This is a genomic window from Kitasatospora sp. NPDC059160 (assembly GCF_042755465.1).
Taxonomy (GTDB): Bacteria; Actinomycetota; Actinomycetes; order Streptomycetales; family Streptomycetaceae; genus Kitasatospora.
In genome coordinates this window covers 1-11,004 of the sequence record NZ_JBHZCN010000034.1, presented here as the reverse complement: position 1 = coordinate 11,004, position 11,004 = coordinate 1, and the positions used below count along the sequence as shown (strand labels likewise).

Sequence of the window (11,004 nt, the reverse complement as noted above, 5' to 3'; positions counted from 1 at the left end):
CCCGTACTACCCGTACGGCCCCGCACGATCCCGCACAGCGGGTGCGGCCGCCACCACCGGATGGCGGCCGCACTCGGCACCGCTGCTCCACCTACCCTCACCCCCACCGCCGAGGACCGCCCGACATGCGAACCCGCACTCGCCCGCTGCTCGCCTCCCTCGCCCTCGCCGCCGTCTCCGTCCTGCCCGCCGCCGCACCCGCCGCCGCCCACGGTGACACCGTCCACCTGGACGTGACCGGCCAGCAGAACGGCCGGGTCAGCACCGTCGCCACCTGGGAGAACGACCACGACCCGGTCACCGAGGAGTTCGCCGGCACGCTCTCCGCGACCGCCGCCGACGGCCGGACCGTCGGCCCCTGGCGGCTGGTCGCCGTGCCGGGCCGCCCGGGTACGTACACCACCCGGGAGCTGCTGCCCGCCGGGCACTGGAAGATCTCCGTCGACTGCGCCTTCCCCTCCTTGGGCCACGGCGAGCGCGAACTCGACGTCGAGGCGGCGGCGATCAGCGACCCGGTGCCGCTGGACGCGGCCGCCTCCGCCCACTCCTCGGCCTCCGCCGCGCCCTCTGCCGCGGCCTCCACCGGACCCTCCGCCACGGCCTCCGGCGCCACGCCCACCGCGGGCCCGACCGTGGTGGCCGCGGCGGCCACCACCGCCGCGCCCGCCCACGAGACCACCGACGACGCCACCACCTGGGCCGCCATCGGCACCGCCACCGCGGCCGTGCTGCTGGTCGGCACCGGCTTCTGGCTGCGCGGACGCGCCCGCCGCTGACGGGCCGGAGCGCGGCACCGCCCCGTCCGGCCGTCGGCGACCCGTGATCCGTGCCACCCCGGCAAACCGGGAACCGGCGGCGCACGAAGCACGTCTGAGCGATCACCGGGCGTCACCGGACGCCCGGCCGATCGCAAGGGAGCATCCGCGCATGAGGAAGGTCCTGATCACCGGCGGTGCCGGCTTCATCGGCAGCACGGTGGCCTCGGTCCTGCTCGACCGGGGCATCACCCCGGTCGTCCTGGACGACCTGTCCAAGGGCCGCGCCGAGTTCGTGGAGAACCGCGTCTTCTACGGGGGCGACATCGCCGACGCCGCCCTGCTGGACCGGATCTTCACCGAACACCCGGACATCGACGCCACCGTGCACTGCGCGGCCAGGATCGTCGTCCCGGAGTCGGTGGCCAAGCCGCTGTTCTACTACCGGGAGAACGTCGCCAAGACCGTCGAGCTGCTCGACGCCCTCCAGCGCCACGGCTGCACCCGGGTGGTGTTCAGCAGTTCCGCCTCGATCTACGCGCCCACCCCGGACGGCCGGGTCGACGAGGACTCCGCGCTGGAGGCGAACAGCCCGTACGCGCGCACCAAGCTGATGATGGAGCAGGTGCTCCAGGACTGGACCCGGGGCGAGGGCGCCGAGCGGCAGCGGGTCATCACCCTGCGGTACTTCAACCCGGTCGGCGCCGACTCCCGGCTGCGCACCGGCCTGCAGAACCTCAACCCCAGCCACGCCCTCGGCAAGCTGATCGAGGCCCACACCGAGGGCACCCCGTTCACCGTCACCGGCGTCGACTGGCCGACCCGGGACGGCTCCGGCATCCGCGACTACGTCCACGTGCAGGACCTGGCGGAGGCCCACGTCGCGGCGCTGCTCCGGTTCGACGAGGTGATCGCCCCCGACGCCGCCGACCGCTTCCGGGCGATCAACGTCGGGACGGGCGAGGGCACCACCGTCCGTGAGCTGGTCGCCGCCTTCGAGCAGGCCGTCGGCGGCAAGCTCGACGTCCGTGAGGCCGGCCCGCGCCCGGGCGACGTGATCGGCTGCTACGCCTCCGTCGACGCCGCCCGCGAGCTGCTCGACTGGTCGCCGCGGCGCACCCTGGCCGAGGGCGTCGCCGACGCGCTCGCCTGGCGCGCCAAGTGGGCCACCCAGCTCGGCGCGAACTGACCGGCCGCAACCGCTACTTCACGGCCTCGCCGGACTTCGCCCAGTTGTCGTGCAGGCGGTCCAGGTAGGACTGCGCCTGCGGGCCGATCCTGACGCCCCGGGCGAAGGCGAGCATGTTGCCCGCCCCGGCGTTGTAGCCGAGGGCGAGCAGCTCGTCCTTGTTCAGCGGGGCGCCGACCTTGGCGGGGAGCTGTTCGGCGAGGTCGTGGAGGTGCCAGGCGGCTGCCTGGACGGCCAGGTTGCGGTCGTCCGGCAGCTCCTCCCAGCGGCGGGAGGCGAACGGGCGGCCCGGCTTGGTGTCGTCGAAGGCGGCGCGGTGCATGTTGGCGATGCCGAAGGCGGCGTCCGGCTTGCCGCGCTGCCAGGCCCGCTCGAAGTCCGGGTCGTGCGGCTTGTACGCCTCGTTGTAGAGGATCGCCATCAGCAGCTGGGGGTTGACCCCGGCCTCGGCCGCGTACTGGCGCACCGGCGCCGCGTAGTCGGCGGGCTCGTAGCGGCCGGAGGGCTTCGACGGGGCCGCCGACGACCCGCCCGACCCAGCACCCGCGCCGACACCCGACCCGGTTCCCGCGTCGGCACCTGACCCGGCGCCCGCCGAACCGGAGGCGCCGGACGACGGGGCGGCGGCGGAGGACGAGGGCGCCGCCGAAGCGGCCCCGGGCTCGTGGCCGCCGCTGCGGACGATGCCCCACCCGGCCGCCGCCAGGACGCCGATCACGATCCAGCGCCCCCAGCGCGGACCTTTCTGCTCCTCGCTCACCGCCGTCGGCCCTCCCCGTTCGCCCGTCATCCAGTTCGACCGTCGTACGGTCGCTCGTGCCCCGCGGGAGGCCCGGCCGGTCCTACTCGGCGGACTTCGCGTCGCCGTCGAGGTTGCGCAGGAAGTCCTTCGCCTTCTCGACGCCGGTGTCGATCTGCCCGCTGTACTTGCCGTCCGTGCGGTCGTCGATCACGTCGCCGACCTTCTCCAGGCCTTGCCCGAGCACGTCGCTGTGCTCGCGGGCGAGGTCGGTGGCCTTGTCCGCGATGTTCTTAAGACTTTCAAACATGGTGACGCTCTACTCCTCTGGTGCGTTCCTGTTGGTGTGCCGACGTGGCGGGGATCATGGTCATCCTAACGAGGGCCGGCCGGGCGGTCCGCCGCTGCGGAACGGCGGCGAGTGACTTTGCTGAAATGGGTTTGTATGCTCCAGACCAGCCTCTACAGGCCTGTAGACGGCGGGAATTGCCAGCGGACGGATGGCGTCCCGGCACGAGGGGCGGCGTGGTCTCGCCGCCGCAGCCGAAACGATCGAGGGAAGTGCGCATGGCCGGCCAGCGGGCGAGAACGCCGTACCAGGACGCGGGACCTCGCATCGAGGACCCCGCCGTGCCCGCCCAGCGCTCCCGCGCGGCCGGCGGTGACCCCGACCCGTCGGGGCAGGCCCGCGCCCAGCGCGCCGGGGCCTCGCGCCGCAGGCAGCAGGCCCGTCGGCGCGGCGGACCGGTCGCCGCGCTCGCCGCGGTCGGGCTGCCGCTGCTCGGCGGGATCGGCGACGAACTCGGCGGCCCCGGCGTCGGCATCCTGTTCGCGGTCGGCGCGGTGCTCGGCACCGGCGTCGCGGCCGTGCTGTGCAGCCGGAGCGGCCGTTGGTGGGTGCTGACCGCGACCCCGTTGGTGGTGCTGCTGACGGCCTCGGCCGTCGAGTACGGGGCCGATCCCGACAAGTACCGGGGCAAGGGCCTGGGCACCGGCGCGGTGCGCTGGGTGGTCGAGGCGTTCCCGGTGATGGCGACGGCGCTGGCGGTCGCGCTGCTGGTGATCGTGGTGCGTGCGGTGCTGGACCGCCGCCGGCCCCCCAGGGCCGGAGCCCCGAGCGGACGGGGCCGCCGTGGCTGACCGCACCAACCGCACGAACAGCACCGACCACACCGAGCGCCCGCGCGGCCGGGCCCCGCGCCGTGGCTCCGCCGCCCGTCGGGGGCCCGCCCCGTTGACCGTGGCCGGCCGCACCCTGGCCTGCGCCGTCTCGGTCGCCGTGCTCGGCGCCAGCGGCTTCACCTGGTACGAGTACCGCAGCCTGGACGACGGCATGATCAAGTCCGGTGCGTTGAACGAGGCGAAGAAGAACGCCCCGCCGCACCTGGACAAGTCCGTCAACCTGCTGCTGATCGGCCTCGACAGCCGCAAGGACATGGACGGCAACGACCTGCCCAAGCAGTTCGTCGAGGACGAACTGCACGCCGGCTCCAGCGAGATCGGCGGCTACAACACCAACGCCCTGATCGTGCTGCACATCCCGGCCAACGGCGGGAAGGTCACCGCGCTGTCCGTCCCGCGTGACGACTACGTGCAGACCGTCGGCGCCGACGGCAAGATGCACAAGATCAAGGAGGCCTACGGCATCGCCAAGGAGGCCGCCGAGTCGAAGCTCGCGGGCAAGGGCCTCTCCAAGGCGGATCTGGAACGGCAGAGCCGGGAGGCCGGCCGCTCGGCCACGATCCAGACGGTGCAGAGCTTCCTGGACGTCCCGATCGACCACTTCGCCGAGGTCAACCTGATCGGCTTCTACGACATCGCCAAGGCCGTGGAACCGATCCAGGTCTGCCTCAACCACCCGGTCGACGATCCGATCATCGCCCGGACCGCCGCGCACGAGGGCGGCGGCACCGGCCTCAAACTGCCCGCCGGGATCAGCTCGTTGAACGCCGCCCAGGCACTGTCCTTCGTCCGCCAGCGCCACCACCTCACCAACGGCGACCTCGACCGCACCCACCGGCAGCAGGCGTTCATCTCCTCCGTCGAGTACAAGCTCAAGCAGCAGGGCATCCTCAACGACTTCGGACAGATGCAGAAGCTGTTCGGGGTGGTGAAGAAGGACGTCGTGATCGACAACGAGTGGAACATCCTCGACTTCGCCCAGCAGGCGCCCAACCTCACCGGTGGCAACGTCGAGTTCAACACCCTGCCCATCACCGGGTTCAAGACCGTCGGCGGGCAGGAGGTCAACACCGTCAACCCGGACCTGATCAAGAAGATCGTCCGGCAGCTCTTCAATCGCGAACCGGCGCCCGCCGCCCCGGCCGCGGCCCCCGGCGGCGCCCCGGGCGAGACGGCCCCGCCCTCGCCTTCGCCCAGCGCCGCGCCCAAGTCGGTGGTCGACGTCAACGCGACGGCGGGCGCGGGCGCCGCCGCCACCGAGTCCAAGGCGCTGGTCGACCTCGGCTACCAGGCCGGCCGGATCGGTGACGCGCCCGCGCGGATCCGCACCACCACCGTGAGCTACGGCACCGGCGCCAAGGCCGACGCCCAGGCGGTCGCCGCCCGGTACGGCGTCACCGCCGTCCCGTCCTCGGCCGTCCCGGCGGGCCACGTCCTGGTCACCCTCGCCGGCACCCGGACCTCGACCCCCACCCCGGCCGCGACGGCCTCGGGCGCCCCCGCGCCGGCCGACGGCTCCGCCGACCCGGCCGCCGGGCTGCCGATGCAGGGGCCGGCCGTGAAGGCCGGCGGGATCCCCTGCGTGGACTGACCCGCGGTACGAGCGTCCGGCGGGGCCGCCCGCCGGACGCGCCAGGTGTCGGGTCGGACCGTGCGTCGGGTCGGGTCGTGCGTCGGGTCGGATCGTGCTTCGGGTCAGGCCCGAGCGGTCAGGCCCAACCGGCCGTCCTGAGCACGGCGGAGGCGACGTCCGGGAGCGGCAGGCGGGTAGTGTCGACGGTGAAGTCCGCGACGCCGGCCTGGTCGAGGATCCGGTGGAGCCCGTCGGCGCGCTCCAGGTGCCAGGGCAGGGACCCGGGGTCGTTGTCGGCCTCGTGCCGGCGCCTGAGCCGGCCGTGGACGACGGGGAGGTCCGCCGTCAGGCGGCAGACCTGGAGCGGCATGCCGAGGGCGGCCCGGTAGCCGTCGCGCTCGGCGATGCTCTCGGCCACCCCGGCCAGGACGAACCGGCGCACCCCGGCGTCCCGGTAGTTGGCGGTCAGGGCGCGCAGGTTGCGCAGCAGCAGACCGAGGTTGAACGGGTCGCCCTCGGGGGCGGGCCACGCCTGGCAGAGCCGGTCGAGGTCCATGACCGCGTGCGGCACACCGGCCTCCTGGAGGAGGCCGCCCACCGCGTCGGCGGCCGAGGTCTTGCCGACTCCGACGGTGCCGGTGATCAGCAGGGCACGCGGCTCCGCCCCGTTCGTGTGGTCCTGGTGGTTCAGCACTGCTCGCTCCGTGTCCGGTGGTGTCCTGCCTTGGGCTGCTCCGCGCATCATGGCCCGGGTGCGGGCGGCACGGCGGTCAGGGGCGCGGGGCCTTCTCGCCGTGGACGGCGGTGTACTCGGCGGCCAGCCAGGGGGCCAGCCCGTCGATGAGGGCGGCCAGGACCGCGCGGTCGGTGGTGGGGGTGCGGGCCACGGCGGCGGCCAGGCGCATCCGGTCCGCGTGGTCGGGGTAGTGGGCGGCGAAGGCCTCGGCGGAGACGGTGAGGTCGCTGGTCCAGCCGCCCCAGCGGGGCATGACCAGGGTGAAGCCGGTGCGGACGAGCCGACGGGAGACCGCGCGGCTCAGCGCGGTGAGCTCGGCGTCCGAATCGGCGGCGGCCAGTCGCTCGCGCCAGCGGGGGAGGGCGAGCGCGAGGTCGCCGTTGGTCTCGCGGGCGAGCAGGGAGTCCGGACGGTAGCGGGGGAGTCGCCCCGCGAGGTCCTCGCCGAGCAGCGGGGTGCACAGGCAGGCGACGAACCAGCCCAGGTCGTGCCGTTCCAGCTCGCTGAGCAGCGTGCCGGTGCCGAACAGGAGCACGCCGACGCCGTCGACCTGCGGGAAGTCCGCGTCGAGGGCGGCCTCGAGGGCGTCGGCCGCCCGTCGGTCGTCGGGCGTGGGCTCCCGGTGCAGGGCGAGCAGCAGGTCGAGGTCGGAGACGCCGGGGAGCGCGGTGCCGCGCGGGATGCTGCCGTACAGGTAGGCGCCGTGCAGGCGGTCCGGGCCGAAGGCGGCGGCGATCCGCGCCCGCGCGGCGTCGACCACCGGCGCGAACTCCGGCCGGACGCGCTCCAGCGAGCCCTCCCGCGCGATGTACCCGTCCTCGTCCAGTCCCTGAATGTCCATGGGCGAACCCTGCCGCACCGTCACGTGGTTGACCAGCGGATTTCCGGGGCCCGGGCGAATTGTCAGTGGGGCGTGCCAGCATCCATTGCACACGAACACGGAGGGAATTCTCATGGGCACCTGGGACATCGGCCCTTTCGACAACGACACGGCGGCGGATTTCGCCGGTGGCCTCGACGACGCCGCGCCGGGCGAGCGCGCGGGCCTCGTCCGGGCGGCGCTGGAGCGCGCCGCCCGCGGGCCGGAGTACCTGGACGACGACGAGGGCGTGGAGGCCGTCGCAGCGGCGGCGCTGGTCGCCGCCCAGTGCTCCGGCGGCACGGCGGTGACGACGGCCTACGGCCCGGCCGAGCCGATACCCGAGCTGCCCGTCGAGCTGCGCGCGCTGGCGGTGGCGGCGCTGGACCGGGTGGTCGCGGAGGAGTCCGAACTGGCCGAGCTGTGGGACGAGTCGGACTCCGACGGGGAGTGGCGCCGGGGGATCCGCGCCCTGCGCGAGGTCCTGGAGCCGGTGCCGCCGGTGACGTAGGCGTCGCTGCCCGGGCTGTGAGCGATCGTCAACCGTTCTTGCCGGCCCGCCAGTAAGCGAGCGCGGCGAGGCTGGTGGCGGCCCCGAGCGCGCAGACGGCGTTCCAGCCGCCGTGGTCGTACACCACGGTGGAGGCGATCGCGCCCGCTCCGCAGCCGACGGAGTACAGCAGCATGTAGCCCGCGGTCAGGCGGCTCCTGGCCTCGGGGCGGACTTGGTAGAGGAGGTGCTGGTTGACCACGTGCACGGACTGGAGGCCGTAGTCGATGACGACCACGGCGAGCACCAGCCACCACACCGAGTGCGGCAGCAGCGCGGCCGGGAGCCAGGCGGCGAGCATGGCCACCAGGCCGAGGCCGGCGGTGCGTTCGGCGTGACGGCGGCCGCGGTCGGCCTGGCGTCCCGCGCGCCCGGCGCCGAGTGCCCCGGCGGCTCCGGCCAGTCCGAACAGGCCGATCCGGGTGTGGCTGAGCTCGAAGGGCGGCGCGGCGAGCGGGAGGACCATCGGGGTGAGCAGGACGGTGACGGAGGTGAAGGTGAGCAGGGCGAGCACGGCGCGCACGCGCAGCACGCTCTCCTCGGCGAAGAGCGTGAACACCGAGCCGACCAGCCGCAGGTAGCGGATCCGCCCGGTCGGGCCGCGGCGGTCGGGCGGGAGGACGGCCGCGACGGCGAAGGCCATGGCGCCGGTCGCGACGGCGGAGGCGAGGTAGACGGCGCGCCAGCCGGCCAGGTCGCCGACCGTCCCGGCGACGGTGCGCGCGAGCAGGATGCCGACCACGATGCCGCTGGTGACGGTACCGACCACCCGGCCCCGGTCGCCGGGCGCGGCGAGCGAGGCGGAGTGGGCGACGACGACCTGGGCGACGACGGCCAGCACCCCGACGGCCGCCATCGCGGCCAGCAGCAGCGGAGCGGAGGGTGCGACGGCGACGGCGAGCAGGGCGAGGACGGACAGGCCGAGTTGGGCGGTGGTCAGGGCGCGGCGGTCGACGTGGTCGCCGAGCGGGACGAGCAGCAGCAGGCCGAGCCCGTAACCGACCTGGGTGAGGGTGCCGACCAGGCCGATGGTGGCCGGGTCGATGCCGTAGTCCCGGGCGATCAGGTCCAGCAGCGGCTGGGAGTAGTAGACGTTGGCGACGGCCAGGCCGCACGCGACGGAGAGCAGCCAGGCCGCGGCCGGTGACAGGCCGCGCGGCGGCGTGGCCGCGCGCGTCGCGTCGGTGGTGGGTGGGCCGGTGGGAGCGGGGGAGGTCATGAGCGGGAACCCCTCGACGGGCAGCAGTGGTTTCAAAGTGCTACCGCGTCACCCTGGCATATCCTGGTTTCAATAAGCAACCACACGTTCGGCGGTACGCTGGCCGCCGACCGGTCGAGAGGTGGGAAGAGTGCCGAAACGCACCACGCACGAGGAGTCGACCTGCCCGGTCGCCCGCCCGCTCGACGTGGTCGGCGACGGCTGGACGCTGCTGATCGTCCGGGACGCCTTCGACGGGCTGCGCCGCTTCGGGCAGTTCCAGAAGAACCTGGGGCTGGCCAAGAACATCCTGTCGGCGCGGCTCACCAACCTGGTCGCCAATGGCGTCTTCGAACTCGCCCCGGCCGCCGACGGCAGCCCCTACCAGGAGTACCTGCTCACCGAGAAGGGCCGCGCGCTGTTCCCGGTGATCACCGCGCTGCGGCAGTGGGGTGACGACTGGTTCTTCGCCGAGGGCGAGCCCCGGGCCCGGCTGGTCGACCGCGCCTCGGGCGCCCCGGTCGCCCCGGTGGAGGTGCGCGCGGCGGACGGGCGGCCGCTCGGCCCGGACGACGCGAAGGTGCTGCTGCCCTGAGACGTGCCACCGCCACCGGCGTTCGAGACGGCCGGTGGCGGCGGGGCGGTGGGGCAGTGGGCGGCGGGGCGGTGGGATCAGGGGGTCGCGGGCGGGCAGGGCGTGACCGTGCCCGTCGGTCCCGGCTGCTTGCAGATCGGCGTCGCCGTCTGGGCGCCGGCCGAGGTGGCACCGGCCGAGGTGCTGCCGGTCGAGGTCGTGGTGCCCTCGCCCGTCGCGCCGGCCCCGGTCGTGCTGGTCTTGCTGGTCGGTGCCTCGCTGAGCGTCGAGGCGGACGAGGAGTGCGTCGTCGCGGTGCTCTCGGACGGCCTGCCCGACGTGGTCGACGAGGTGGCCGCGGCTGAGCCCGTACCGGTGGAGGCGCCGGAGGACGTCGTACCGCCGGACGTCGCTCCGGAGGAGGTGGCGCCGGAGGACGTCGCACCGGAGCTGGTGGCGCCCGAGGTCGAGGCCGTCGCGCCGGACGAGGTCGCTCCGGAGGTGGTGGCACCCGAGCTGGTGGCGCCGGAGGAGGTGGCACCGGACGAGGTCGCCCCGCTGGACGTCGCGCCCGAAGAGGTCGTGCCCGAGGTCGAGGCCGTCGCCGTCGGCGACGTGGGCTTCCACGGCACGGGCGGCGGAACGCCCGGCACCAGTTGCTTCGGCGGCTCGACGCGCTTGTCCACCACCTCGATCCGACCGGTCAGCCGGGAGAACCAGCCGCCCGTCTCGACGTTCACCAGGATGATCTCGGTCACCGGCTGCGGGGCCGGCACCACCACGATCAGCGTGGTCGGCTCGAAGCCCGTCCAGGCCTTCCCGGTGTACTTGGCGTTGCTCACCAGCACCGCCGGCTTCAACGGGTTGCCGCAGGCGCAGCGCACCCGGGGCACGCCCTGGGCGTCCACCAGGACGGCCGTGCCCGCCTGCAGCACGGACTGGTACTCCACCACGGCGCCGCTCTTGTAGCTGTGGTTGGTCACCCGGGTGTCCACCCGCAGGTAGGCCGAGGTCAGCGAGCGCAGGTAGGACGGGATCGCGGACTGTTCGATGCCCGCGGCCGAGGCCCAGGCCCGTCCGGCGTCACCGCTGGACACCATGCCGATCAGCCGTTCGGTGTCGCAGCTGGACCGGCTCATCGTCCCGCCGTACAGGCCCGCCGAGTTGCCCTGCACGCTGTGCAGGACGGCCGGGGAGCTGGTTCTGGGGGTGCCGCCCGGCTGTGCCGCCGTGCTGGTGGGAGCGGGGGCCGGGGCGCTCATGCCCTGGGTTTCCACCGATGGGGTGAACGGCGCCGGTCCGGGGTCGGCCGGGGCCTGGAGGGCGACCTCGTTGGCGGTCGGGACGGCCTCGTTCTTGCCGCCCTGGTTGTTGACGATCAGCACCGTCGCCACCACGGCCGCCGCCACCACGCCGGCCGCGACCGACAGCCCCGTCCGGGAACGCCACCACGGCCTGCGCGGACCCCGCCCGCTGCCCGCGCTGGAGCCACCCGCACCGCCCCCGGACGGCCCCGACGGTCCTGAGGGCCCCGACGGGCCCGAGGGCGGTGGGGGGCCGGCGGCCCCACCGCCCGCGGCGCCCCCCCCCGGGGGGGCCGCCCCCCGGGCGGCCGGGGGGCCCGGGGGGGGGGGGGGGGGCCGGCGGGG

Annotated in this window: 12 protein-coding genes; 6 read left to right on the top strand and 6 right to left on the bottom strand. The window is 74.4% G+C overall.

What is annotated here, in order from left to right; all coding sequences use genetic code 11:
* The first annotated feature begins 125 nt into the window (after positions 1-125).
* Entirely contained in the window at positions 126-776 is a 651-nt protein-coding gene (locus ACFXOZ_RS16680) for a hypothetical protein (RefSeq protein WP_380591043.1), read from the top strand.
* Between the two features lie 151 nt (positions 777-927).
* Complete coding sequence (galE, locus tag ACFXOZ_RS16675) at positions 928-1,944, top strand: UDP-glucose 4-epimerase GalE (RefSeq protein ID WP_380526398.1); 1,017 nt, start codon at positions 928-930, stop codon at positions 1,942-1,944.
* A gap of 13 nt (positions 1,945-1,957) precedes the next feature.
* On the opposite strand, the gene ACFXOZ_RS16670 is transcribed toward galE, so the two are convergent.
* Both ACFXOZ_RS16670 and ACFXOZ_RS16665 read right to left on the bottom strand, forming a co-directional pair.
* Positions 1,958-2,704, bottom strand: coding sequence for a lytic transglycosylase domain-containing protein (locus tag ACFXOZ_RS16670; protein ID WP_380591040.1), 747 nt, complete (start codon positions 2,702-2,704; stop codon positions 1,958-1,960).
* A gap of 82 nt (positions 2,705-2,786) precedes the next feature.
* Positions 2,787-2,993: an antitoxin gene (locus ACFXOZ_RS16665; protein WP_360240392.1), complete on the bottom strand. Its 207-nt coding sequence runs from the start codon at positions 2,991-2,993 to the stop codon at positions 2,787-2,789.
* 257 nt (positions 2,994-3,250) lie between these two features.
* Between ACFXOZ_RS16665 and ACFXOZ_RS16660 the strand changes: the two genes are divergently transcribed.
* Positions 3,251-3,823, top strand: a complete 573-nt coding sequence (locus ACFXOZ_RS16660) for a DUF6542 domain-containing protein (RefSeq protein ID WP_380591037.1) — start codon at positions 3,251-3,253, stop codon at positions 3,821-3,823.
* Positions 3,816-5,456, top strand: a complete 1,641-nt coding sequence (locus ACFXOZ_RS16655) for an LCP family protein (RefSeq protein ID WP_380591034.1) — start codon at positions 3,816-3,818, stop codon at positions 5,454-5,456. Before ACFXOZ_RS16660 ends, ACFXOZ_RS16655 begins: the two co-directional genes overlap by 8 nt.
* A 118-nt stretch (positions 5,457-5,574) precedes the next feature.
* On the opposite strand, the gene ACFXOZ_RS16650 is transcribed toward ACFXOZ_RS16655, so the two are convergent.
* Both ACFXOZ_RS16650 and ACFXOZ_RS16645 read right to left on the bottom strand, forming a co-directional pair.
* Positions 5,575-6,132: a hypothetical protein gene (locus ACFXOZ_RS16650; RefSeq protein ID WP_380591031.1), complete on the bottom strand. Its 558-nt coding sequence runs from the start codon at positions 6,130-6,132 to the stop codon at positions 5,575-5,577.
* A gap of 76 nt (positions 6,133-6,208) precedes the next feature.
* Entirely contained in the window at positions 6,209-7,015 is an 807-nt protein-coding gene (locus ACFXOZ_RS16645; protein ID WP_380526406.1) for a nucleotidyltransferase domain-containing protein, read from the bottom strand.
* Positions 7,016-7,127: 112 nt separating this feature from the next.
* Between ACFXOZ_RS16645 and ACFXOZ_RS16640 the strand changes: the two genes are divergently transcribed.
* On the top strand, positions 7,128-7,544 hold the full coding sequence (locus tag ACFXOZ_RS16640) for a DUF4259 domain-containing protein (RefSeq protein WP_380526408.1): 417 nt from the start codon (positions 7,128-7,130) through the stop codon (positions 7,542-7,544).
* 28 nt (positions 7,545-7,572) lie between these two features.
* Here ACFXOZ_RS16640 and ACFXOZ_RS16635 read toward each other — a convergent pair whose 3' ends face one another.
* A complete protein-coding gene (locus ACFXOZ_RS16635) occupies positions 7,573-8,802 on the bottom strand; it encodes an MFS transporter (protein WP_380591028.1) in 1,230 nt (409 codons plus the stop codon).
* Positions 8,803-8,932: 130 nt separating this feature from the next.
* Between ACFXOZ_RS16635 and ACFXOZ_RS16630 the strand changes: the two genes are divergently transcribed.
* The gene (locus ACFXOZ_RS16630) at positions 8,933-9,376 is read left to right on the top strand and encodes a winged helix-turn-helix transcriptional regulator (protein WP_380591025.1); all 444 of its coding nucleotides are present in this window, start codon (positions 8,933-8,935) and stop codon (positions 9,374-9,376) included.
* A gap of 77 nt (positions 9,377-9,453) precedes the next feature.
* Here ACFXOZ_RS16630 and ACFXOZ_RS16625 read toward each other — a convergent pair whose 3' ends face one another.
* Positions 9,454-10,752, bottom strand: coding sequence for a DUF6777 domain-containing protein (locus tag ACFXOZ_RS16625; protein WP_380591022.1), 1,299 nt, complete (start codon positions 10,750-10,752; stop codon positions 9,454-9,456).
* Between the last annotated feature and the right edge of the window lie 252 nt (positions 10,753-11,004).

Coding starts and splice junctions, on each gene's coding strand:
- ACFXOZ_RS16680 (WP_380591043.1), top strand. CDS start 126: ATGCGAACCCGCACTCGCCCGCTGCTCGCCTCCCTCGCCCTCGCCGCC.
- galE (WP_380526398.1), top strand. CDS start 928: ATGAGGAAGGTCCTGATCACCGGCGGTGCCGGCTTCATCGGCAGCACG.
- ACFXOZ_RS16665 (WP_360240392.1), bottom strand. CDS start 2,993: ATGTTTGAAAGTCTTAAGAACATCGCGGACAAGGCCACCGACCTCGCC.
- ACFXOZ_RS16660 (WP_380591037.1), top strand. CDS start 3,251: ATGGCCGGCCAGCGGGCGAGAACGCCGTACCAGGACGCGGGACCTCGC.
- ACFXOZ_RS16645 (WP_380526406.1), bottom strand. CDS start 7,015: ATGGACATTCAGGGACTGGACGAGGACGGGTACATCGCGCGGGAGGGC.
- ACFXOZ_RS16640 (WP_380526408.1), top strand. CDS start 7,128: ATGGGCACCTGGGACATCGGCCCTTTCGACAACGACACGGCGGCGGAT.
- ACFXOZ_RS16635 (WP_380591028.1), bottom strand. CDS start 8,802: ATGACCTCCCCCGCTCCCACCGGCCCACCCACCACCGACGCGACGCGC.